This is a genomic window from Nonomuraea sp. NPDC050310 (genome assembly GCF_040655795.1).
In the GTDB taxonomy this organism is placed as follows: Bacteria; Actinomycetota; Actinomycetes; order Streptosporangiales; family Streptosporangiaceae; genus Nonomuraea.
In genome coordinates this window covers 1116039-1138872 of the sequence record NZ_JBFAKP010000001.1, presented here as the reverse complement: position 1 = coordinate 1138872, position 22834 = coordinate 1116039, and the positions used below count along the sequence as shown (strand labels likewise).

The 22834-nt window shown below is 72.2% G+C and carries 18 protein-coding genes and 1 riboswitch; of the genes, 6 read left to right on the top strand and 12 right to left on the bottom strand.

Annotation, left to right across the window (positions count from 1 at the left end):
• Window positions 1-8: 8 nt before the first annotated feature.
• The 9 genes from AB0I67_RS05395 to AB0I67_RS05355 all read right to left on the bottom strand — a co-directional run bounded on the left by AB0I67_RS05395 (window position 9) and on the right by AB0I67_RS05355 (window position 12509).
• The gene (locus AB0I67_RS05395) at window positions 9-614 is read right to left on the bottom strand and encodes a hypothetical protein (protein ID WP_357917926.1); all 606 of its coding nucleotides are present in this window, start codon (window positions 612-614) and stop codon (window positions 9-11) included.
• A gap of 2 nt (window positions 615-616) precedes the next feature.
• Complete coding sequence (locus AB0I67_RS05390) at window positions 617-1360, bottom strand: hypothetical protein (protein ID WP_357917923.1); 744 nt, start codon at window positions 1358-1360, stop codon at window positions 617-619.
• Window positions 1361-1375: 15 nt separating this feature from the next.
• Window positions 1376-1969 carry a hypothetical protein gene (locus tag AB0I67_RS05385; protein WP_357917920.1) on the bottom strand — a complete coding sequence of 198 codons (594 nt, stop codon included), beginning with the start codon at window positions 1967-1969 and terminating at the stop codon, window positions 1376-1378.
• Window positions 1970-1974: 5 nt separating this feature from the next.
• Window positions 1975-6771 carry a polysaccharide lyase family 8 super-sandwich domain-containing protein gene (locus AB0I67_RS05380; protein WP_357917917.1) on the bottom strand — a complete coding sequence of 1599 codons (4797 nt, stop codon included), beginning with the start codon at window positions 6769-6771 and terminating at the stop codon, window positions 1975-1977.
• Between the two features lie 28 nt (window positions 6772-6799).
• Window positions 6800-7783 carry a hydroxyacid dehydrogenase gene (locus tag AB0I67_RS05375; RefSeq protein WP_357917914.1) on the bottom strand — a complete coding sequence of 328 codons (984 nt, stop codon included), beginning with the start codon at window positions 7781-7783 and terminating at the stop codon, window positions 6800-6802.
• A gap of 20 nt (window positions 7784-7803) precedes the next feature.
• Complete coding sequence (locus AB0I67_RS05370) at window positions 7804-8640, bottom strand: carbohydrate ABC transporter permease (protein ID WP_357917911.1); 837 nt, start codon at window positions 8638-8640, stop codon at window positions 7804-7806.
• On the bottom strand, window positions 8637-9536 hold the full coding sequence (locus AB0I67_RS05365) for a sugar ABC transporter permease (protein ID WP_357917908.1): 900 nt from the start codon (window positions 9534-9536) through the stop codon (window positions 8637-8639). Before AB0I67_RS05365 ends, AB0I67_RS05370 begins: the two co-directional genes overlap by 4 nt.
• Before the next feature lie 148 nt (window positions 9537-9684).
• On the bottom strand, window positions 9685-11007 hold the full coding sequence (locus AB0I67_RS05360) for a sugar ABC transporter substrate-binding protein (protein WP_357917906.1): 1323 nt from the start codon (window positions 11005-11007) through the stop codon (window positions 9685-9687).
• Window positions 11008-11126: 119 nt separating this feature from the next.
• On the bottom strand, window positions 11127-12509 hold the full coding sequence (locus tag AB0I67_RS05355) for a substrate-binding domain-containing protein (protein WP_357917903.1): 1383 nt from the start codon (window positions 12507-12509) through the stop codon (window positions 11127-11129).
• Between the two features lie 122 nt (window positions 12510-12631).
• On the opposite strand from AB0I67_RS05355, the gene AB0I67_RS05350 reads away from it, so the two are divergent.
• Window positions 12632-14593, top strand: coding sequence for a DUF2264 domain-containing protein (locus AB0I67_RS05350; protein WP_357917900.1), 1962 nt, complete (start codon window positions 12632-12634; stop codon window positions 14591-14593).
• A 10-nt stretch (window positions 14594-14603) separates the two neighbouring features.
• Here the strand turns inward: AB0I67_RS05350 and AB0I67_RS05345 are convergent, their stop codons facing one another.
• From AB0I67_RS05345 to AB0I67_RS05335, 3 genes are all read right to left on the bottom strand, one after another.
• Entirely contained in the window at window positions 14604-15650 is a 1047-nt protein-coding gene (locus AB0I67_RS05345; RefSeq protein WP_357917898.1) for a hypothetical protein, read from the bottom strand.
• A 101-nt stretch (window positions 15651-15751) separates the two neighbouring features.
• The gene (locus AB0I67_RS05340; RefSeq protein WP_357917896.1) at window positions 15752-16612 is read right to left on the bottom strand and encodes a tetrahydrofolate dehydrogenase/cyclohydrolase catalytic domain-containing protein; all 861 of its coding nucleotides are present in this window, start codon (window positions 16610-16612) and stop codon (window positions 15752-15754) included.
• Window positions 16613-16627: 15 nt separating this feature from the next.
• A riboswitch (ZMP/ZTP riboswitch) is annotated at window positions 16628-16710 on the bottom strand.
• 20 nt (window positions 16711-16730) lie between these two features.
• Window positions 16731-17426 carry a FadR/GntR family transcriptional regulator gene (locus AB0I67_RS05335; RefSeq protein ID WP_357917893.1) on the bottom strand — a complete coding sequence of 232 codons (696 nt, stop codon included), beginning with the start codon at window positions 17424-17426 and terminating at the stop codon, window positions 16731-16733.
• Between the two features lie 117 nt (window positions 17427-17543).
• Between AB0I67_RS05335 and AB0I67_RS05330 the strand changes: the two genes are divergently transcribed.
• From AB0I67_RS05330 to AB0I67_RS05310, 5 genes are read left to right on the top strand one after another with little or no spacing between them, the layout of a single operon-like run.
• Window positions 17544-18887, top strand: a complete 1344-nt coding sequence (locus tag AB0I67_RS05330; RefSeq protein WP_357918390.1) for a glutamine synthetase family protein — start codon at window positions 17544-17546, stop codon at window positions 18885-18887.
• A 34-nt stretch (window positions 18888-18921) separates the two neighbouring features.
• Window positions 18922-20265, top strand: coding sequence for an aldehyde dehydrogenase family protein (locus AB0I67_RS05325; protein ID WP_357917890.1), 1344 nt, complete (start codon window positions 18922-18924; stop codon window positions 20263-20265).
• A 13-nt stretch (window positions 20266-20278) separates the two neighbouring features.
• Window positions 20279-21043 (top strand): 3-oxoacyl-ACP reductase, encoded by a 765-nt coding sequence (locus AB0I67_RS05320; protein ID WP_357917887.1) that lies wholly within the window; start codon window positions 20279-20281, stop codon window positions 21041-21043.
• Between the two features lie 12 nt (window positions 21044-21055).
• Entirely contained in the window at window positions 21056-21742 is a 687-nt protein-coding gene (locus AB0I67_RS05315) for a gamma-glutamyl-gamma-aminobutyrate hydrolase family protein (protein WP_357917884.1), read from the top strand.
• A gap of 51 nt (window positions 21743-21793) precedes the next feature.
• A complete protein-coding gene (locus tag AB0I67_RS05310) occupies window positions 21794-22735 on the top strand; it encodes a LysR family transcriptional regulator (protein ID WP_357917882.1) in 942 nt (313 codons plus the stop codon).
• The last annotated feature ends 99 nt before the right edge of the window (window positions 22736-22834 follow it).

Below are 22834 nucleotides of genomic sequence, written 5' to 3'. Positions count from 1 at the left end.
GGCCCCGGCTAGTCCACCTCGGGCAGGCCGGGGTCGTCCACGTCGATGTCGCCCTCCTCGGCCCGGCGGAGCTGGATCTCCTCGATCCAGCCCAGCGCGAAGCGGCGGATCTCCGCGACCCGTTCCGGCGGCGCCCCGAACTCCTCGTCCGCCATGAGCTCCACGAACTCCAGGCGGGTGCGCAGCTCGTGCACGGAGAAGTCGGCCGATCGGGCGCGGGCCAGCTCCTCCAGCGCCCGGCAGGCGTACACGCGCGCGGCGGCGGCCACGTCGGTGACGTCACGGGGCAGGCCGCGTCCGGCCAGGGCGCGCACCTTGAGCCCGGCCACGTCGTCGAGCCCGGCCACCAGCACGCCCTCGCGCCGCACCAGCGGCTGGAGCAGCGGCTCGCGGGCCAGCCGTACCTCGCAGCCCGCTTCGGGCACCGTGGCCCGCACCAGGCCGGCGAGCGCGGGCAGCGGCGTCTCGGCCGCGGTGACGAGGCTCAGCCCGGGGCCGGCGTGCCCGTCCAGCCCGTGCAGGCGCAGCGCCCAGCCGCCCGCGACGCCCAGCTCGTGCTCCTCGCAGAGCGGGCGCAGCCGGTCGAGGGCTTCTCGCTGGGGATCGGGCAGCACGCTCACTCCGGCCGCCGCTTGCGGGTCGAGGGCAGGTCGTGCCGGCCCGAGACGAACTCCTGGACGGCGATCTTCGCCCGGATCACCGGCCGCCGCCACCGCTCCTCGCGGTGGATGGCCGTCGCCAGCTTGCGGGGCCGGCGGCCCACGAAGAACCAGTGCGACCAGGGCGAGCCGGGCCGCGCCAGCCGTACCGCGCCGACCAGCAGGAGGCCGGGCACGAACAGGCCGACCAGGCCGGTCCAGATCTTCCCCTTGAGCAGGGTGACGATGGCCAGCAGGAGGTTGGCGACCGGCAGCCAGACGCCGCCGAAGTCGGCCACCAGCGGGCGCAGGCCCATCAGCAGCAGCCCCGTGACCGCGATGGCCACGAAGACCGCGTCGACCGAGGTGCGGCCCTCTTCCTCCCAGTAGACGTCGTGCAGGTGCAGGATCAGCGCGAACTCGTCCAGCACCAGGGCCGCGCCGACGCCGAAGACGCCCGCGGCCACCGCGTACCAGAACTGCGAGACCGACGAGACGAGCAGCCCGGCCACCCCGCCGCCGAGCATCAGCACCACGCCGAAGACCACGTGGTGGATGTGCATGTCGCCGACGTTGACGTTGCGGAACCAGCCCACCTTGGCGCGGATCAGCCGCACGTTCACCCGGGTGAACAGGAAGGCGGTGATGAGCGCGGCGAAGAAGCAGAACAGCGGAAGCCGCCCTGTCGCGATGATGTTGTGCTGGAACCAGTCCCCCATCATGTATCCGCCCCCATGCTACGGCTCGCGCACCACCGCCTTCGCGACGCGGTCGGCCAGCGCCCGCTCGAACTCCCGCCGGGCAAGCGACAGCCGTACCCGCTCCCGCGCCTCCTCGTAGGTCGGCGGCGCAGTCACCGAGGCGGTGAGCTCGCGGTAGTGCGACGAAAGTGCCGTCTCGTCCAGAACGATCCGGCTCTCCAGCGCGTTCCGCAACTCGGCCGCCTGGATCCGCGCGTAGGTGTGCTGGTCGTAGGACGGCACGCCGGGCAGGGGCCGCCCGGCGGCTCTGGCCCGCGCCCGCCGCTCGTTCTCGGCGGCGAGCGCCGCCTGGAAGGCCTGCTCGCCGGGGTCGGCCAGCAGCCCGGCCTCGTGCGCCCACAGCCGCAGGACCTTCTCCCGTACGGCTGCCGCCATCCCCGCCTCGCGCAGCCGGTCGGCCGGGATCCGCCCGGCGTGGGCGGCGGCCACCTCGGCCCGGGCGCCGGTCAGCGCCCGGTCGAGTTCGGCCTGGACGACCGGGTGGCCGTCCACGGTGGCCACCACGCCGGGCGGCAGGCCGGTGGAGCAGGCGGTGAGGAGCACCACCAGCGCGAGCAGGATGCCCCTCACCGCCGTCAGCCGCCGATCTTGAGGTCGAACAGGTGCAGTCCGGCCTCGGCCAGCGGGGTGCCCGCGGGCAACGTCACCGAGGCGACGGTCTTGCCCGGCTCCAGCGGGACCGAGGCGGTGAAGATCGCCGTCTTGGACTCGGTGGAGCGCCCGCTGAGCGGGTCCTTGTAGCTGGTCTGCGGCTTGTTGTGGTAGTCCGCCTGGACGACCAGGCCCTCGCCCGCGCTCCAGTAGTCGGGCAGCGCGAGGGTGAAGGGCGCCGTGCTGCCGTCGGTGTAGGCGATCGTGCCGGTGCCGCTCTGGGCGCCGTGCGTGGCGAAGCCGAGGAAGACCAGGCGGCTGCCGGAGCCGCTGACCTTGATCTGCTGGCCGGCCGCCTTGACCACGTCCGGCGTGCCGTACGGGGCGGGGTGCCAGGTGAACTCGACGCCTCCGGCGGCGAGCACGCCGCCCGGCCTGAGCCCCTCGGCCTCCAGGGCCTGGCCGGAGAAGCTGCGCCGGGAGCGGCCGAGCCCGCCGACGTTGGGGTTGTGGTCGCTGGAGACGCCGACCAGGTTGTAGGCGTCCGACAGCTTCTCGTAGACGCGCTTCGGCACGGCCGGGCCGCTGTACGCGCCGATGCTGACCCGCTCGGCCATCGGGTTGCCGAAGTAGTCGCGCTCGCCCAGCCCCTCGGTGCGCACCCCGGCGCCGAGCAGCGGGGAGCCCTCGGTGAGCCGGTAGCCGAGCGCCTGGCCCAGCCCGGTGGCGGTGCCGGGCGCCTCCAGCAGCGGGTCGGCCTTGACCGCCCGCGCGTCGGCGGCGGGGGCCGCGATGCCGCCGAAGTAGGCGTTGGCCTCGTACGTCGCGCTGGGCAGCGAGCCCTCGCGGGCGTAGATGACGTTGTTGACCAGCTTCGTGCTCGCCGCCGGGACGGCGAAGTCCACGGGCTCGCTCGCGCAGTAGAAGGTGTTGTTGATCAGCCAGAGCGGGGCGCCGTCGTTGGACTTGATCCGGCAGTCGTCCTGGGCGATGTTGTGCCGCAGGATCGCGGTCGCCTTGAAGTTGGGGTACTCGGTGCAGCCCTGGCAGCCCAGGTAGAAGCCGCCGCCGTTGGCGTGGGAGTAGTTGTACTGGTAGAGGCAGGTGCCCTTGATCGCCCCGTCGCAGTCCCAGGCGGTGGAGTCGTAGATCGACGGCCGCTGCCGGGTGACCTCGTTGTACTGGAAGACCGGGTCGACCGAGTTGATCGGCCACATGCCGGCGAAGTTGCCGTCGGCGTAGGGGTACTTGCCGCCGCCGCCGTCGTCGAACAGGTTGTGCTCGATCAGCGGCTTGTCGGAGGCGTGCACGACGATGCCGTCGCCGCCCACCGAGCGGATGGTGTTGGCCCTGATCACCACGTTGCGGTGGTAGTCGTTGCCGATGCGGGAGATCTTGATCCCGCCGCCGCCCGCGTCGTGCAGGTAGTTGCCCTCGATCCGCAGGCCGTCGATCGCGCCGCCGACGCCCTCGGGCAGCACCTGGACGCTGATCGCCGCGGAGTAGGTGTACCAGCTGCTGTTCGCGCCGGTCTTGTTGCCCCAGCCCGCGACGTCGGAGATCTCCAGGTCGCGCAGGACGATCCCGGCCTTCGGCTCCGCCGAGATCGAGTTGTACTGCACGCCGGTCCGCTGCGCCTGCTGCGCGGCGGGGTTGGTGATGTGCAGCTTCTCCAGGGTCAGGTGCGAGTTGTCCACCAGGTGCACGGTCCAGGTGCCGCCGTCGCCCTGCAGGATCGGCTTGGGACCCTCGCCGTAGGAGGTGAACAGGACGGGCTTGTCGGCCGTGCCGGACCCGAGCGGCTCCAGCCGGCCGGTGCAGACCGTGCCGGCCTTGAACTTGACCACGTCGCCGGGCCCGACCTCGCGGGCGTTGACCGCGGCCAGGCTGTTGAGCGGCTTGGCCTCGCTGCCGTCGCCGCCGGCCGGGGCCTGGCAGTCGACGTGCCGGGTGGCCGCCTGGTGCGGCGGGTCCGGCGGCAGCTCCGGGATGTCCCAGACCTGGAGGTAGGGCGCGGTCGCGCCGGATTCGCGGTCGCGGAAGACCGAGGCCAGCGTCTTGTTGCCGACCGGCGGTCCCGCCAGCGCGAAGCTCGCCGGACGGCCGGCGCGCAGGTGCTTGGTGACGTCGATCGAGTACCACGCGTTCGTGCGGCCGGAGATGGTCACGCTGCCCACCACGCGGCCGAGCGCGGGCTTGTTCTTCCAGGTGAGCGTGGCTTCCTGCCAGGTCGTGTCCGGCACCTCGTAGAGGGTGTAGCCGGTCACCGTGCCGTCGTTGTCGGCGGTCGCGCCGTTGATCCACACCTTGGCCAGGCCCACCTCGCCGGCCGGCCGCTCGAAGCGCAGGAAGGTCTGGCGGACGAAGCTCTCGCTGTCGTTGACGTGCTTGACCTGCAGGCCCTGGCCGGTGAAGTTCTGGGCGGCGTAGCTGCCGCCGCGCACGTAGCCGTCGGCCTCGACCGGCCGCTTCGCGGCGGCGCAGTCGAGGGCGCTGAGCGCCGGCTTGGCGGTGGGCTTGACCTTGAGCGCGACCTTCAGGCCCGCGCCGAGCGCGCCCCTGGTGTCGGCGAGCAGCTTGATCGTCGGGCTGGTGGCGAGCACCCTGACCCGCGGATCGGCGCTGACCACCTCGCGGCCCTCGCGGGCCACCTCGATCAGGAGCTGGTCCTGGCTCTGCGTCGGGTCGGCGACGGCGATCTCCAGGTTGGCGCCGTTCTGGGCGAGCGCGACGGAGGCCGGGCCGTAGGACCGGACCGTGTTCGCGGTCGCGCCGCAGTCCCAGAAGGTCGCGCCCAGCCGCAGCGAGGTCAGCCGCTCGTCCACCACCGACTGCACGGTGGCGGAGTTGTCGGCGATCTTCACCCGGTTGGTCCGGGCGGCGGTCCTGGTCTGGAGCTCGCTCGCGCCGGGCAGCACGTAGTAGGCGTAACCGGCCTGCTTCGGGTCGGGCCCGTGGTCGAACCACGCGGTCAGGTAGTCGCGGGTCAGCGGGTCGGCCGCGCCGGTCCCGATCTGCGACCAGCTTCCGGTACGGCTCTCGCGGACCGTATGCGGCATGCCCTGCGGGAACAGGTACCCGCCCGAGCCCTCCACGTGCAGCCAGCCGTCGCCGCTGCTCACCGCGCCGGGGTTCATCCGGTTCTCGACCGTGGTCTGGGCGGCGACGCCGGTCGCGGTGATGTCGGCGCCGAGCGCGACCACGGTGTCCCCGACGGTGAACCACGACTTGCGGGCGGACAGGTCGATCGGCCTCTTGGTGTGCCGGTCGGGCTCGGCCTGCACGCGCATCGAGTAGGCGGCCAGCTCGCCGAGGGCGACGCCGCCGGTGTGCGGGTCGGCCTGGCGGTAGCCGTACCAGGCGGTGTCCTTGGCGGTGCGCGGGTAGGTCTGCTCGGTGGCGTTGGTGACGCCGGGCAGCCGGTAGGGGTCGACGGTGGGCCAGAAGCCGCCGTCGTAGCCGCCCTTGGCGGTGTAGAGCAGCGTCATGCCCTCGCCGGTGTACCAGCCCTTGAGGTTCTCGCCGTTGCCGGACTCGTAGGCGCCGACGCGGTTGCTGCGCGCCGCGACGTGCAGGGCGTAGCGGTCGTCGGAGCGGACGAAGCGGTCCATGCCCGCGTAGACCTTGGCGAACTCCACGTCGCCGCGCGGGGTGACGCCGGCGGTGAACTGCTTGATCAGCGCGAGCTGGGCGGGGGTGGCCTCGCCGGTCAGGTGCGGGGCGTGCTCGGCCACCAGCGCGGCCAGCCTGGCACGGTCGGCCGGGGTGGCGGCGGCGCCGAGGACGGCCATCGAGGCGAGCAGGTCGCGGGCGGCGGCCTGGTCGGTGTCGGCGGCCCGGGAGATGCCGCGGCCGCGGACGCCGGCCATGAGCTGGCCGCGGAAGAGCAGCGGCTCGACGCCGTCGAAGATCCAGCTCGTGACGTTGGGGCTCTGGGTGGCCCACGGGGTGCCGGCGAGCAGGGCGAGGGTCTCGGCGACGCCCCTGATCAGGGCGTTGCCGTAGCCGCCGGTGTAGGCGAAGTAGAAGTGCTGGATCAGCGAGCCGTCGGCGTACCAGCCGTCGCCGCCGGTGGTGTACTCGAAGACCGGGGCCAGCTTGTCGCGGCCCAGGGCGAGCACCGCCTCGTCGCCCGCGAGCAGGCCCCGCCGTACCGTGATGGAGACCTTGTCCACCAGGTTGGCGCCGACCTCCGGGACGCCCGAGACCTTGCGGCGGGCCGGGTCGGGCACGAAGTGCGCCACGGCGGCCAGCAGGTCGGACCTGAGCTGGGCGGGTACGGCGTCGCCGAGCAGGAGCAGGGTGTCGAGCAGCCGGTCGGGGGCGCCGATCTCCCAGCCCCACCAGTTGCCGGGCTCGGCCGCGCCCGTCTTGTAGCGGTTGGCCCGCAGCCACTCCAGGCCGGTCAGCACGTGCTGGACGGTGGCCTGGTCCTGGTGGCGGCGGCTGCCGGGGGTGGCGTAGGCCAGGGCGGCGGACTGGAGCCGGTCGGCGTACCGCGCCACCGTGTCGCCGTCGTTGCCCTGGACGTCGGCGAACCCGGCGGCGACCGCCGCGTCCGCCGAGGCGTCGAGCCGGGCCAGGGCGGCCTGGAAGTCGGCGGCGGCCGGGTCGATCGCCGGCGCGCCGGTGACCAGGTCACGCCAGCGCTGGAGGGACGGGGACAGGTCCGCGGCCTGGGCCGAGACCACGGTCTGGGCGGCCACGGGCAGCGGCAGCGCCATCGGCGCCAGGAGGGTGGCCGCGGTGGCCACTAAGAGCAGGGATCTGCTGCGGGGCAACAGGACCTCCGGGGGGTGAGAGGTGCGGTCAGGCCGAGCGGGACAGGGTCGCCCGCTCGACGGCGTGCTCGAACGGCAGGCCGCGGGCGAACCGGGCCAGCTCGTCCAGGGCCAGGTCGGCCATCCGGGCCAGCTCGCCGCCGAGCGAGCCCGCGATGTGCGGCGTGACCAGGACGTTGGGCAGGTCGTAGAGCGGAGAGCCCGGCGGCAGGAACTCCGGCTCGGTGTGGTCCAGCACCGCGTACAGCCGCCCGGCGGCCAGCTCGGCGGTGAGCGCCTCCTGGTCGACCAGCGCGGCACGGGCGGTGTTGATCAGGGTGGCGCCGTCGCGCATGCGGGCCAGCCGCCGCGCGTCGATCAGGTGCCGGGTCTCGGGCAGGTCGGGGGCGTGCAGGCTGACCACGTCGGAGCGCTCCACCAGCTCGTCCAGCTCGACCCGGGCGACACCCAGGTCCTCGCGCAGGTACGGGTCGCTGACCAGCACCTCCAGGTCGAACGGCCGCAGCAGCTCGATCACCCGGCGGCCGATGCGGGAGGCGCCGACGATGCCGACCGTCTTGCGGTAGTTGCCGAACCCCGGATACCGCGCGTCCCAGTCGTCGTTGCGCCGGTCGCGGCGGTAGGCGCGGGCGATGTCGAGCACCCGCTTGTTGGCGAACAGGATGGAGGCCAGCGTGAACTCGGCCACCGGCTCGGCGTTGGCGCTCGCGGCCGAGGAGACCACGATGCCGCGCTGCCACACCGCGTCGGTGACGTGCCACTTCACCGAACCGGCCGCGTGCACGATCGCCCGCAGCCGGGGAGCGCGCTTCAGCACCTCGGCGGTCACCTGCGGGCAGCCCCACGAGGTGTAGAGCACCTCCACCTCGGTCAGGTCCACCTGGCCGAAGTCGGTGACCACGAGGTCCGGGTCGGTGTCGGCGAGCATCGCCAGCCGTCGCCTGACCGGCTCCTGCAGGATCCGCCCCGCGACGCCCTCGGCCATCGCGAGCATCGTCTTGGGTCGCTTCACGATCTCCCCCGAGATGTCGATCACTTGACGCTGCCCGCCGTCATGCCGGCCTTCCAGAAGCGCTGCAGGAAGCCGAAGACCACCAGCAGCGGCACCACCGACAGCAGCGCGCCGGTGATGGTGAGCGTCTGGAACTCCGGGAAGGCGTGCGCCTGCGAGTTCCACGAGAACAGCCCGAGGCTGAGCGGGAAGAGCTTCTGGTCGGAGAGCATCACCAGCGGCAGGAAGAAGTTGTTCCAGATCGCGGTGAACTGGAACAGGAAGACGGTCACGAAGGCCGGCTTCAGCATCGGCAGCGAGATGGACAGGAACGTCCGCACCTCGCCCGCGCCGTCCGAACGCGCCGCCTCCAGCACCTCGCCCGGCACGTACCCGGCCGACAGCACCCGCGACAGGTAGACGCCGAACGGGTTGACCAGCACCGGGACGAAGACCGCCCAGAAGGTGTTGACCACGCCGACCTTCGAGGCCAGCAGGTAGAGGGGCAGCGCCGTGGCGGTGGTCGGGACCAGCACGCCCAGCAGCACCAGGCCGAACTGCTTCTCCTTGCCCCACCAGGCGTACTTGTCGAAGGCGTAGCCGCACATCACGCTGATGAAGGCGCCCACGGCCGCGCCGAACCCGGCGTACAGCACGCTGTTGAGGTACCAGCGGAAGAAGATCCCGCCGTTCTCCGCCGCGACCGCCTCGACGTTCGCGCCCAGGTTGAACTCGCCGAAGGCGAAGCCGTTGGTCGCGTACAGGTCCGGGAGCGACTTGGTCGCCGAGAACAGCAGCCAGCTCAGCGGGAGCAGCGTGTACAGCGTCGCGAGCAGCAGCATCGCGTTGACGACGCCGCGCGACAGCAACCTGGTCATCGCTTGTTCCCCCACCTGGTGACGAAGAACGACAGGACCGCGGCCAGCGCCGCCAGCAGGAGCGAGGAGGCCGCCGCCTGGCCGTAGTCGTTCTTGGCGAACGCCTCGGTGTAGGCGTACATGTTCGGCGTCCACGTGCTGACCACGCCGTCGCTGACGTTGTCGAGGACCATCGGCTCGGTGAACAGCTGCAGCGAGCCGATGATCGTGAACAGCACCGTCGTGACGACCGCGGCCCTGATCAGCGGGAGCTTCACGCTCACCGCGGTCCTGACCGGGCCGGCGCCGTCGATCGTCGCCGCCTCGATCACCTCTTTCGGGATCGCCTGGAGGGCGGCGAAGTAGATGATCATGTTGTAGCCGATCCACTCCCACAGCGCGATGTTCACCACCGAGCCGAGCACGTGGTCGGCGCCCAGGAAGTCCACATCACCCAGCAGGTCCACCACGGGGCTGATGCCGGGCAGGTAGAGGTAGAGCCAGATCAGGCCCGCGATCACTCCGGGCACGATGTGCGGCATGAACAGGGCGAGCTGGAAGAACTTCGTCAGCCTGGCCAGCCCCGAGTCCAGCAGCAGCGCCAGCACCAGCGCGCCGCCGATCATCAGCGGGATGTACAGCAGGCAGTACCCGGCAACCACCAGGAACCCGTCGGCGAACGCCGGGTCGGCCAGGGTGTCCAGGTAGTTCTGCAGGCCGGCGAACACCGTCTCGTTGCCGCCGAACCCCAGGCCCGAGGACTTCTCGCTGAACAGGCTCAGCCCCAGCGCGTAGCCCAGCGGTGCGACGATCACCAGCGCGAACAGCACGAAGAACGGCGCCACGAACAGCGTGATCGCCCCTCGCCTCCGCCACACCCCCGCCCTGCCCGGCGGCGCCTCGGCCCTCATCGTCATGCTCTCCCTCTCCTCCACTCACACCCACCAGTACGGCCCGCCCCCTCCGCCCCGTCGACCCAGCGGAAGGCGGTGCTTCGGGCGGGCGCGTCACCGGGAGTACGGCGGGCAGGCGGGTGGACCGGGAGACCCCCGGCCCACCCGGAGATCAGGCGGCGACGTTGAGCCCGCGGCCCTTGATCTCGGCCACGGTCGCCTGCTGCACGGTCTCCAGCACGTCCGGGATCGTCGTCCCGCCCGTGGACACCTTGCCCAGCGCGTCCTTGAAGGAGGTCAGCACCTGCACCATGCTCGGCCCCCAGGTCCACCCGGGCTGGATCGTCTTGTACGACTCGGAGAACAGCGCGTAGATGTCCTGCCCGCCGTAGAAGGAGGCGTCGAAGCTCTTGGCCGCGACCGGCACCAGGTCCGCGATGGCCGGGAAGCCGCTGGACGTCCCGGACGAGAGCCGAGCGGTCCAGGCCTCCTCCGACCCGGTGAGCCACTTGATGACCTCGACCGCGGCCTTGGTGTTCTTGCTGCCCTTGCTGACGCCGAAGGTGGTGCCGCCGAGCATGCCGCTGGCCGGGGTGCCCCAGTGCGGGACGGGCGCGATGGCCCACTTGCCGGACTGCCCGGCGTGGTTGCCCTTCATGACGCCCGCGCCCCAGTTGGCGCCGACGTAGCCCCAGAGGGAGTCGTCCTCGAAGGCGGCGTTCCATTCCTGCGAGAAGGACGCCTGGACCTTCACCAGGTCGTCCTTGACCAGCCCCTGCCAGTAACCGGCGACCTTCTTGGTGGCCTCGTCGTTGACGGCGACCTTCCACGCGTCGCCCTCGGTGCCGAACCACTTGCCGCCGGCCTGCCAGGCGAGCGCGGCCAGGATGCTGGGGTCGTCGGGGAAGAAGGTGGCGATGCGCGCCTTGTCGTCGGCCTTCTTGACCTTCTCGGCGGCGGCGCGGAAGTCGTCCCAGGTCTTGGGCACTTCGATCTTGTTGGCCTCGAAGAGGTCCTTGCGGTAGAAGAACACCTGCGGCGCGGCGTCCATGGGCAGGGCCCAGGCCTTGCCGCCCAGCTCGACCAGGCTGAAGACGTTGGCCGGGTACTTGGCCTTGACGTCGCCGACCTCGCCGGAGATGTCCTCCAGGGCGCCCTGGTTGACGAAGTCGGGAAGCTGCGGGTACTCGACGGACATCACGTCGGGCGCGTTGCCGGCCTTCACCGCGTTGGCGAACTTGGCGTAGCCGCCGGCGTTGCCCGAGGGGATCTCCTCGAACTTGATCTGGATGTCCTTGTGCGACTTGTTGAAGGCGTCGACGACCTGCTGGGTGCCCTTGGCCCAGCCCCAGAACGTGACGGTCGTGGGCTGGCCGGCGGGGGCGGCCTCGCCTCCGGTCCCAGAACCGCCGGTCCCAGAACCGCTCCCGCTCCCGCAGGCGGCGAGGAGGGTCAGGCCGGCCAGGACGCCGGCGGCGGCGAGTTTGCGTCCCATCGTGTGCTCCTTAGGCGAATCAATCGCGATGAGACATCATTCGCTCACATTCGATCGATTGTCTAGTGAACGATCAATAACGAAAGTATCTCACCGGCCAATTGATCGAAACGCCACAGTCAACGACGATCGATCGTCGAGTCGCGGACGCGCAGCTCAGGCAGGAGCGCGAGGTGCTGGCCGGGCGACTGGGCGCCCTCCCGGATCCGGCGCAGCAGCAGGTCCACCGCATGCCGGCCCACCGCGCTCTTCGGCGGGGCCACCGCGGTCAGCGGCGGGTCGCTCAACGCGGCCACCTCGTCGTCGTAGGCCACGATCGACACCTGGCCCGGCACGTTCACGCCGGCCACCCGCAGGTGCTGGACCAGCAGGAGCGCGTCCTCGTCGTTGTGCACCAGCAGGCCGCTCGCGCCGTCCTCGATCGCCTCGACCACCGCCGCCACCTGGGCCTCGGACGGGCCCTCCTGGTCGATGCCGAGCTCGCCGTCGGCGTGCAGGCCGAAGTCGATCACCGCCTTGAGGAAGCCCTGCCGTACCCGTGGCGCGGTCGGGCTGTTCCTGGTCACCATCGCCACCCGGCGGTGGCCCAGCTCGGCCAGGTGCCGTACGCCCAGGTAGGCGCCGTGGGCGTGGTGGGAGGCCACCGCGTCCAGCAGCGACGCCGGGCCGCCCAGCTCCGCGCGGCGTTCCACCAGGACCGTCGGCACGTCCAGCCCGGCCAGCCAGGCCACGTGCTCCTCGTCCGGCTGGCGGGACAGCGTCAGCAGCAGGCCCTCGACGCCGCCGGCCGCGAGCTGCTCGACCTGCATGCGCTCCTCGGCCTCGTCGTACCGTGACACGCCCAGCACCAGGCGTGCGCCCAGCTCGGCGGCCCGTTCCCGGGCGCCTCTGATCACGTTCGGGTAGTAGTAGGTCGCGCTCGGGACCAGCATCCCCAGGGTCAGCGCCGCCCCTTCGCCCGACCGGGCATCCCGCCCAGCCACGCCGCGCCCGGCCACACCCTGCCCAGCCCCGGAACGCCCACCCGCCTGCCCCCGCCCGACACTCCCCCTACGCCCGCCACCTTCCCAGCCCGCCCCAGGCCCCTCCCAGGATCCGGACCCGTCCCGCAACCCGAAGTTCTCCCGCACCCCGCCGCCCGGCCCCGCCTGGCCGTGGGTGCCCGACCCGCCAGGGCCTGGCCGCCCGTAGGTGCCGGGGCCGCCCCAACCGTCGCCGCCCCCGTGCTCGCCGCCACTCCAGCCCTCTCCCGGGCCGTACCCCGGACCACCGGGGGGCCCAGGGTAGGAGGTGCCACGGCTGCCGGACGGGCGGCGTTCGGCGTCCGGAAGGGTGATCCCGCCGTGCACCCGCTTGAGCAACCCCTGCCCCGCCAGGTGTTCGACGTCCCTGCGCAGGGTCACCGCGGAGACTCCCAGCCGCTCGGCGAGCTCGGCCAGCCGCAGCGAGCCGCGCTCGTGCAGCTCGCGCAGGATGAGTTCATGACGTTGCTCGACGAACACCGGGGGGCTCCTTTGCAGTCCGACAACCTGATCCTATCGAGCCGACTTTCGTTTGTGAACGTTTCGGTCGTTCGATCACGTGCTAGCCTGCCCCGGGAAAGCGTTTTCCTGGAGGCAGCCGCATGATCGCCCTTCCCCCCGAAGACCGTTCGCTCAGCCCGCACACCGGCTGGACCCGCGCGCACTGGGCGGCCGTCGCCGACGGCCTGCTGGCCGCGCTCGAACCCTACTGGAGCGACGATCATGCAGAGGTCCGCCTCCCGGGCCGCGCCAGCGTCTCCGGCTGCGACGGCCTCGAAGGCTTCGCCCGCACCTTCCTCCTGGCCGCCTTCCGCGTCGCCGGCGGCGGCCCGCCCGAGCTGCTGACGCCGTACCGGCTCGGTCTGGCCGCCGGGCCGAAGGTCTGGCAGCCGATCACCGACCGCACCCAGCCCATGGTCGAGGCGGCCTCCATCGCGATCGGCCTGTGGCTCACCCGCGAGCACCTGTGGGACACCCTCGACCCCGCCGTCCGCGCCGGCGTCACCGACTGGCTGTCCGGGGCGCTGCGGCACGAGCCGGTGGACAACAACTGGTGGCTCTTCCCCGTCATGGTCGGCGGCTTCCTCGGCGACGAGCCGGCCGTGCGCCGCGGGCTGGACCGCATCGAGGGCTGGTACCTGGGCGGCGGCTGGTACTCCGACGGCGCCAACCGCTCCTTCGACCACTACAACGGCTGGGCCATGCACCTCTACCCGGTCCTCCTGCACCACCTGGCCGCCACCCGCCCCACCGTGCCCGTGCCCGGCCTCCCCGCCGAGGTGTACGGCGAGCGGCTGGGCGAGTACCTGCGCGGCTACGCGCTGATGTTCGACCACAGCGGGGGCATGCTCTACCACGGGCGTTCGGTCACCTACCGCTTCGCCTCGGCCGCCCCGCTCTTCGCCGGGGAGCTGGCCGGCGCCTCGCCCCTGTCGCCCGGCCAGACCCGTGGCCTCGCCTCCTCGGTGCTGCGGCACTTCCTCGACCGGGGGGCGCTGTCCGCCGAGGGACTGCTCACCCTCGGCTGGTACGGCCCGCATGAGCCTTCACTGCAGGGCTACTCCGGGTCCGCGTCGCCGTACTGGGCCTCGAAGGCCTTCCTCGGCCTGCTGTTGCCGCCCGGCCACCCCGTCTGGACGGCCACCGAGGAGCTCGGTCCCACCGGGGTGGCCGCGCTGCCCGAGCCGGGGTTCGTCGTGCACAACACCGGGGCCGTGGCGCGGGTGATCAACCACGGGAGCCAGCACCACGTGGGCGACCCCCTCTACGACCGCTACGCCTACTCCACCCGCACCGGACCCGCCACCGAGGTGCCCGACAACCACTTCGGCGTGGTGGCGGCGGACGGCACCGTGCCCCCGCGCGGCCTCATCGTCCCGCGCGGCGCGGGCCAGTCGGGCGAACTCGCCTGGGCCGCATCGGTGAGCGCGGCCGGGGCCGTATCGGCGGGCAAGGCCGGGGCCGTATCGGTGGGCGAGGGCGGGGTCTCTGCGACAGGCGAGGCCGGGGTCTCCGCGGCAGGCGAGGGCGGGGTCGAGAGCCTCAGCGTCGTGCGGGGCGCGGTGGAGGTGCGGGTGCACCGCGTGCCGGTCGGCTCCGCCGTACGCCAGACCGGGTGGGCAATCCCGGCACCCGCCACCACGAACCTCCCCATCCCCGCCACCACCGACCTCCCCGTCCCTGCCGCCACCGACCTCCCTGGGGCTGCCCGGATCAGTCTTCGCGCGGCAAACGGGCTGGTCTCCCACCTGGTCGGGCTGCACGGCTACACCGCGGCCTCCGTCGCCGAGGACCCGGCGGGCACCGCGTTCGGCGCCCCCGCCCTGGTCCCCCAGCTCGACGGCACCGCCACGGACGGCTGGGCGGTCGCGGCGGCGATCCTGGGCGACGACCCGGCCGGCCTCCCCACCGTCACCACAAACCCAGCGGACCCGGCTCAAGACACCGTCACGACCACCACCGCGCGAACCGATCCCCACCGAGAGACCGTCACCCTCGTCTGGCCCGACGGGCTGACCGAGACGTTCGCCGTCACCGGCCCCACACCGCGTCGGGCCACCTGAGCCGGGAGGGCTAGCGGGCGCCCGGGAGTTTGACCGTGGCGCCCTCAGGCACGATGGTCAGGTCCTCCCGCCGGGTCTCCCCCACCACCGAGATCACCTTCCCCTGCCGCACGAGCACCCCCCGCTCCTCGATCCCCAGCACCTCGTCGGCCGGTTCGAGCGGCACCCGCAGCCGGAGAGGCCCGGACACCGCGACCACCGAGACCGGCCCGTCAGCGGTGACGACGACGCCGTAGACCCAGTCCCCCCACGCCCGGACCGAAGCCCGGTCGATCCACCGCCCGGCGACCTCCGCACCCGGCCGGACCTCAAGCCCGACCTCCCGCCGGCCGTACCCGAGCCGGATCGGAACCCGCCCCCCAACGGACGCAGGCTGCCCGGCGAAAAGCGGCTCGCGGCTGGGCAGCAGCACCCCGACCGGCTCGTCACCGGGCCGGAGGTGGACCGGCTGGACCGCGCCGTCGGCCACGGAGACGTGCAGGTAACCGTATCCCTCGGGGTCGAGCGGGTAGCGGAGCTGCAGGGTGAGCGAGTCGTCGGACCACGTCCAGGGCTGGAGCTCGCCCTTGGGCACGGCGTCGGCGGGCCGGGGGACGAGCACGGTGGCCCCACTGCGCAGGTCGACGAGCCGGAGGCCGTCGCGGACGGTGAGGGCGAGCCGCCACCCGTCCGGGGACAGCCCGGCCCTGGTCGACCCGGCCAGGACGCTCGCCCGGCCGGAGTCCTCGCCGAGGGTCGGCTCGAGCGCCCCCTCACCACCTGGGACGACGTACTGGTCACCGGCGGTCGTGACCAGATAGGTAGGACAGAGCTCCCGGCACCGGCTGTACAGCAGCTCGCCGGGCGAGGCGACCCCCGCCTCCGGCAGCGGCACGGCGGCGGCGGGCGGCTGGATGACGCGTAACTGCTGGACGCTCGGCACCTGCGTGACCGGCACCAGGCCGGGCAGCCCGGACAGGCCGGGCGGGACCATCAGGCCCGCGCCCGCCGCCAGGCAGCCGATCCCGGCCACGGTCAGCATGTGGGCCAGCCATCGCCGCGCCAGCATGGCACCCATCCCGCGCACCTCCAGGGGTCGCGCCGCTCACGCGGCGCCACCTCTAACGATGCACGAGAACGGGGCGAGCGGGAGTTAGATACCCGTTTTATCGCGAGAAGTCATGACGTGGCGCGCTCGGCGGCGGCCACCGCGTTGCGGAAGAGCATCGCGACCGTGGTCGGCCCGACCCCGCCGACGCGCGGGGTGATCGCCCCGGCGACCTTCTCCACGGACTCGTCCACGTCGGGCAGCAGCCGCCGCCCCTCGTACCGCACGCCGCCGCCGACGACGACCGCGCCGGGCTTGACGTGCTCGGGCTGGATGATGCCGGGCACCCCGGCCGCGGCGATGAGGATCTCCGCCCGGCGGGTGTAGTCGGCCCAGTCGGGCACCCCGGTGTGCACGACGGTGACCGCGGCGTTGGCGGTCGGCCGCTTGAGGCTGAGCAGCAGCGACAGCGGGCGGCCCAGGGTCGCGCCCCGGCCGAGGATGACCACGTCGCGCCCGGCCACCGGGATCTCGTAGAACGCCAGCAGCGCCTCGATGCCCGCGGGGGTGCAGGGCAGCGGGCCGGGCATGCCCAGCGCCAGGCGGCCCATGTTGAGCGGGTGCATGCCGTCGACGTCCATGTCCGGGTCCATCGTGGCGAGCGCGGCCTCGTAGTCGAGGTGGCCCGGGATGGGGTACTGGATCAGCAGGCCGTGGACCTTGGGGTCGTCGTTGAAGCCCTTGATCGCGGCGTGCAGGTCCTCCTGCGTCGCGGTGGCGGGCAGGTGCGCGTGCGGCGAGACGAAGCCCAGCTCGGCGGCCTGCTTCTGCTTGATGCGGATGTAGCCGGCGCTCGCGTCGTCGTCACCGACCAGGATCGTCGCCAGGGCCGGCTCGACCCCGCGGGCCTTCAGCGCGGCGACCCGCTCGGCGACGTCGGCCAGGATCTGCTCGGCGACGGGGCCGCCGGGCAGCATTCTCGCGTTGGACATGCCACTCCCAGGACTCGTGGGGGCCCAGGCGGTCGGCACCCACGGCGTGCTCCCCGATGGTCGATTCCATCCTCCGGCCGCCAGTCGCGCTCCTTCTAGGATGCCCGATGATCGCCGGTCATTTCGACAGGAAGCCTCGCAGCAGAGCGGCCGTCCCGTCCAGGTGCTCGGTCACGGCGCGCCGCGCGGCCTCGGGATCGCCGGCCAGGATCGCCGCCACGATCGCGGCGTGCTGCGCCCCGGCGTGCTCGATGTTGACCTGCAGCATCGGGATGGCGTTGAGCAGGTCGCTGACCCGCAGCCGGGCGTCGGCGCAGGCCGCGGCCAGCAGCGGCGAGCCGGTGAGCTCGGCGATGGCCAGGTGGAAGGCGGTGTCGAGGCGGCGGTAGTCCTCGGGGCTCGCGGCGTTGAGCTCGTCGAGCCGGCGGGTGAGCGTGGCTCGCTGTTCGGCGGTGAGCCGGGTGCCGGCCAGCACCTGGGCCGCGCCGCACTCCACGGCCAGCCGGAAGGTCAGCACGTCGGCCAGGTCGTCGCCGCCCATGTCGGTCACCACCTGGCGCAGGTCGCCCCCGCCGGGCGGGCGGTAGGTGACGAACGCCCCGCCGTAGCGGCCCCGCCGTACGTCGAGGAAGCCCTCCTCCTGCAGCGCGCGGATGGCCTCGCGGAGGGTGACCCGGCTGATGCCGAGGCGGACGGCGAGCTCGCGTTCGGGCGGCAGCTTCTCGCCGGGCGGCACGACCCCCAGCTTGATCGCCTGGAGCAGCCGTTCCACGGTCTCCTCGAAGGCGTTGCCGGCTCGCACCGGACGCAACATCGTGAGCAGATTGGCCGACTCGTCCACCGTGTCCTCAGGGTCTTGACAAGCATTCCGCGATACACATCAATGGTCTGACACTAGCCCAATAAACGGGAACAGGAGCGTTTCGCGGTGATATCGCTCGAGGAACTGCGGGTCGAGGTGTCGGCCGGCCGGATAGACACCGTCCTGCTCGCGCTGGTGGACATGCAGGGCAGGTTGCAGGGCAAGAGGCTGTCGGCCAGGTTCTTCCTCGACGAGGTGCTCGCGCACGGCTCGGAGGGCTGCAACTACCTGCTCGCGGTGGACGTGGACATGAACACCGTCGGCGGCTACGCGATGTCGTCGTGGGAACGCGGGTACGGCGACTTCATGATGCGCCCCGACCTGTCCACCCTGCGCCGCGTGCCGTGGCAGGACGGGACGGTCCTGCTGATGGCCGACCTGACCTGGGGCGACGGCTCCGACGTGATCGCCTCGCCGCGGCAGATCCTGCGCCGCCAGATCGACCGGCTGGCCGAGCGCGGCCTGGTCGCCTACGTCGGCACGGAGCTGGAGTTCGTCGTCTACGACGACAGCTACGAGCAGGCCTGGCGGCAGGCCTACCGCGACCTCCACCCGGCCAACCTCTACAACGTCGACTACTCACTCCTCGGTACGGCTCGCGTGGAGCCCCTGCTGCGGCGCATCCGCCTGGCCATGGACGGCGCGGGCATGTACGTGGAGTCGGCCAAGGGCGAGTGCAACCTCGGCCAGCACGAGATCGCCTTCCGCTACGACACCGCCCTGCGCACCTGCGACAACCACGCGATCTACAAGAACGGCGCCAAGGAGATCGCCACCCAGGAGGGCAAGGCGATCACCTTCATGGCCAAGCCGAACCAGCGCGAGGGCAACTCCTGCCACGTGCACATCTCGGTGCGCTCGGAGTCGGGCGAGGCGGTCATGGCCGGCGACGGCGGCCACGGGCTGTCGCGCCTGGGCGAGCAGTTCATCGCCGGCCAGCTCGCCTGCCTGCGCGAGATGACGCTGCTCTACGCGCCCAACATCAACTCCTACAAGCGTTTCGTGCCGGGCAGCTTCGCGCCGACCGCGGTGAAGTGGGGCGTGGACAACCGCACCTGCTCGCTGCGGCTGGTCGGGCACGGCCACTCGCTGCGAGTGGAGAACCGGGTGCCGGGCGGGGACGTCAACCCCTACCTGGCGGTCTCGGCGCTGATCGCCGCGGGGCTGCACGGGATCGAGAACGAGCTGGCGCTGGAGGATCCGTTCCCCGGCAACGCCTACGCCTCGGAGGCCGAGACCGTGCCGCACACGCTGCGTGACGCGCTCGCCCTGTTCGAGGGGTCGAAGCTCGCGCGCGAGAGCTTCGGCGACGAGGTGGTCGCGCACTACGCCAACAACGCCCGGGTGGAGCTGGCCGCCTTCGACGCGGCCGTCACCGACTGGGAGCTCTTCCGCGGCTTCGAGAGGCTGTGACCGTGAAGAGCCTGGGTTTCGAGAGGCTGTATCGATGAAGATCATCAACCCGGCGACCGAAGAGGTCGTGGCCGACGTCGAGATGGCCGGCGCGGCCGAGATCGACCGAGCCGTGGAGCGTGCCAGGAAGGCGTTCGCCACCTGGCGCGAGGTCTCCCCCGGCGACCGCGCCCGGCTGCTGCGCGCCTTCGCCCGCCAGGTCGAGGCGCACGCCGAGGAGCTGGCCCTGCTGGAGACCACCAACTCCGGTCACCCGCTGGGCAACGCCCGCTGGGAGGCGGGCAACGTCCGTGACGTGCTCGACTTCTACGCCGGCTCGCCCGAGCGGCTGCACGGCCGGCAGATCCCGGTCGCGGGCGGCATCGACGTGACCTTCCAGGAGCCGCTCGGCGTGGTGGGGATCATCGTCCCGTGGAACTTCCCCATGGTGATCATGACCTGGGGCGTCGCCCCGGCGCTGGCCGCGGGCAACACGGTGATCGTCAAGCCGGCCGAGTGGACCCCGCTGACCGCCCTGCGGCTGCAGGAGCTGGCCCTGGCCGCGGGCCTGCCCGAGGGCGTGCTCCAGGTGGTGCCGGGCGAGGGCGAGAGCGCCGGGGCCCGGCTGGTCGAGCACCCGGACGTCGCGAAGATCGTCTTCACCGGCTCGACCGAGGTCGGCAAGGAGATCGCCGCCACGTGCGCCGGCCAGGTCAAGCGGCTGACGCTGGAGCTGGGCGGCAAGTCGGCCAACATCGTCTTCGCCGACGCCGACGTGGCCAAGGCCGCCGCCAGCGCGCCCGGCGCGGTCTTCGACAACTCCGGCCAGGACTGCTGCGCCCGCTCCCGGATCCTCGTCCAGCGGGACGTGCACGACGAGTTCGTGGAGCTGCTCGCCCGGGCCGTGCACGAGGTCAAGGTGGGCGACCCGCTCGACCCGGGCACCGCCATGGGCCCGCTGATCAGCGCCGAGCACCGCGAGCGGGTGCGCGGCTTCATCGACCGCGACCCGCTCGTCCAGGGCGCCTGCCCGGACGGCAAGGGCTTCTGGTTCCCGCCGACCGTGCTGGCCGGGCAGCCCACGGACCGCTCCTTCGTCGAGGAGATCTTCGGGCCGGTCGTCACCGTGGTGCCCTTCGCCGACGAGGCCGAGGCGATCCGGCTGGCCAACGACAGCCGCTACGGCCTGTCCGGCTCGATCTGGACCCGCGACGTGGGCCGGGCCCTGCGGGTGGCGCGCGCGGTGGAGTCCGGCACGCTCAGCGTGAACTCCCACTCCAGCGTCCGCTACTGGACCCCGTTCGGCGGCTTCAAGCAGTCCGGCCTCGGCCGCGAGCTGGGCCCCGACGCGGTGGACGCCTTCACCGAGACCAAGAACGTCTTCATCTCCTACGAGTAAGCAAGGACTGAGCATGCAGCGTTTGCAGGACCGCGTGGCCGTGATCACCGGCGCGGGCAGCGGCATCGGCCTGGCCACCGCCCGGCGTTTCGCCGAGGAGGGCGCGAAGGTCGTCTGCGTCGACATCGACGAGGAGGCCGGCACCAAGGCCGCCGCCGAGGTCGGCGGGATCTTCGTCAAGGCGGACGTCACCAGCGAGGAAGACGTCCAGGCCATGTTCCGGACCGCCTTCGACACCTACGGCAGCGTGGACATCGCCTTCAACAACGCCGGCATCTCCCCGCCCGACGACGACTCCATCCTGGAGACCGGCCTGGAGGCGTGGAAGCGGGTGCAGGAGGTCAACCTGACCAGCGTCTACCTCTGCTGCAAGCACGCCATCCCGTACATGCAGCGGCAGGGCAAGGGCTCCATCATCAACACCGCCTCCTTCGTCGCGGTGATGGGCTCGGCCACCTCGCAGATCTCCTACACCGCCTCCAAGGGCGGCGTGCTGGCCATGTCGCGCGAGCTCGGCGTGCAGTTCGCCCGCGAGGGCATCCGGGTCAACGCGCTGTGCCCCGGCCCGGTCAACACGCCGCTGCTGCAGGAGCTGTTCGCCAAGGACCCCGAGCGCGCCCAGCGCCGCCTGGTGCACATCCCGGTGGGCCGCTTCGCCGAGGCGGCCGAGATCGCCGCCGCCGTCGCCTTCCTGGCCTCCGACGACGCCTCCTTCATCACCGGGGCGGAGTTCCTGGTCGACGGCGGCATCTCCGGCGCCTACGTCACCCCGCTGTAGAAGGAGCCCGCCATGGCCCGCCCGATCATCGGCATCACGTGTTACGTCGAGCCCGCGCGCTTCACCGTGTGGGACATGCCCGCGGCGCTCCTGCCGGCCATGTACGTGGACCAGGTGGTGCGGGCGGGCGGCCAGCCGGTGCTCATCCCGCCGGCCGGGGACCCGTCCGTCCTGGCCTCGCGGCTGGACGGGCTGATCCTGGCCGGCGGGGGCGACATCGACCCCGGCCGGTACGGCGAAGCCGCCCACGAGCGCGTCGGCTACGTCCGGGAGTTTCGCGACCGGGCGGAGTTCGGCCTGCTGGACGCCTGGCTCGGCCGCGGCCTGCCGTACCTCGGGGTCTGCCGGGGCCTGCAGGTCCTCAACGTCACCCTGGGCGGCTCCCTGCACCAGCACCTGCCCGACGTGGTCGGCCACGAGGGCCACTCCCCTGCCCCGGCCACCTTCGGCCACCTGCCGGTGAAGGTCGAGCCGGACACCCGGCTGGCCGCCATCCTGCCCGGCGAGCCGACCGTGCCGCACTACCACCACCAGGCGATCGACCGGCTGGCGCCCGGCCTGACCGTCTCGGCCCGCGCCGAGGACGGCACGGTCGAGGCGGTCGAGCTGGGCTCGCACCCGTTCGCGCTGGCCGTGCAGTGGCACCCGGAGGCGGCCGAGGACTGCCTGCTCTTCGAGGCGCTCGTGGCCGCCTGCTGACCTCAATATTTGGGCCTTACTGAAAAGGTTCTTTACTAATAAGCTCTTGGTGTGGAGCTCGAGGTTCGTCATCTGAGAGTGCTGTGCGCGATCGCCGACACCGGGAGCATCTCCAAGGCGGCGGCGACGCTCGGCATGTCACAACCCGCCCTGGCGGCGCAGCTGCGCCGGATCGAGCGCATGTTCGGCGGCCGCCTGTTCGAGCGCGGCCACGACGGCGCCCGACCGACCGCGCTCGGCTACTGGCTGCTGGCACGGTCCCGGTCGCTGTTGCCCGCCTTCGACGATCTGGAACGCAGCGCCCGGCGCTTCTCGGGCGACGCCTCCCAGATCCGGATAGCGTGCGCGCTGACCCGGCTGGCCGGCATGGTCGCCAAGAGCGTGCACCGGCTGTTACCCGAGGCCGAGGTCACCCTGCGCACCGAGGAGTCGACCGAGGTCATCCCCGACCTGCTGGACTCGGCGCGCATCGAGCTGGGCAGCCTCGACGAGTACCCGGGCCACGAGATGATCCCGCCCTCCGGCGCGGCCTACGCGGCCATCGCCACCGAGCCGATCTTCATCGGCCTGTCGCCGCTGCACCCGCTGGCCGGTCGGGACGAGATCGACCTCACCGACCTGGCCGAGGAGGACTGGGCCCAGCCCGGCGTCCTGGACGCCGCCCCCCGCGAGCACTTCTGGCGCACCTGCGCCGAGCACGGCTTCGTGCCGCGCGTGGCCTACGGGGTGACCGTGGACGTGGCGCTCGACCTGATCTCCGAGGGCCGCTGCGTCGGGCTGTTCCAAGCCAGCGGCCCCGCCCGCGAGGGCATCGTCATCCGCCCGCTGAAGGACTCCCCGCTGCGCTTCCGGCACCTGCTCGGCTGGACCGAGCAAGGGCCCATCGCGCCGCACGCGAAGGATCTGGTGCAGGCGGTGACCAAGACCTATTGGGCCGAGGCGGTGCGCAGCCCGGACTATCGGGCCTGGTTGAGGCACCATAAGCCGCTATAGCGCGGCGTTATGGCATTTTGTTGGGTTACCGCTAGCTGAACGGCCGGTGTGCACTTGTGTCAACCCCAGCCGGCCGGGGCTCCGCCGTAACACCCCCCA

Coding starts and splice junctions, on each gene's coding strand:
- AB0I67_RS05370 (WP_357917911.1), bottom strand. CDS start 8,640: ATGACCAGGTTGCTGTCGCGCGGCGTCGTCAACGCGATGCTGCTGCTC.
- AB0I67_RS05350 (WP_357917900.1), top strand. CDS start 12,632: ATGATCGCCCTTCCCCCCGAAGACCGTTCGCTCAGCCCGCACACCGGC.
- AB0I67_RS05340 (WP_357917896.1), bottom strand. CDS start 16,612: ATGTCCAACGCGAGAATGCTGCCCGGCGGCCCCGTCGCCGAGCAGATC.
- AB0I67_RS05325 (WP_357917890.1), top strand. CDS start 18,922: ATGAAGATCATCAACCCGGCGACCGAAGAGGTCGTGGCCGACGTCGAG.
- AB0I67_RS05365 (WP_357917908.1), bottom strand. CDS start 9,536: ATGACGATGAGGGCCGAGGCGCCGCCGGGCAGGGCGGGGGTGTGGCGG.
- AB0I67_RS05345 (WP_357917898.1), bottom strand. CDS start 15,650: ATGGGTGCCATGCTGGCGCGGCGATGGCTGGCCCACATGCTGACCGTG.
- AB0I67_RS05335 (WP_357917893.1), bottom strand. CDS start 17,426: ATGTTGCGTCCGGTGCGAGCCGGCAACGCCTTCGAGGAGACCGTGGAA.
- AB0I67_RS05390 (WP_357917923.1), bottom strand. CDS start 1,360: ATGATGGGGGACTGGTTCCAGCACAACATCATCGCGACAGGGCGGCTT.
- AB0I67_RS05315 (WP_357917884.1), top strand. CDS start 21,056: ATGGCCCGCCCGATCATCGGCATCACGTGTTACGTCGAGCCCGCGCGC.
- AB0I67_RS05320 (WP_357917887.1), top strand. CDS start 20,279: ATGCAGCGTTTGCAGGACCGCGTGGCCGTGATCACCGGCGCGGGCAGC.
- AB0I67_RS05360 (WP_357917906.1), bottom strand. CDS start 11,007: ATGGGACGCAAACTCGCCGCCGCCGGCGTCCTGGCCGGCCTGACCCTC.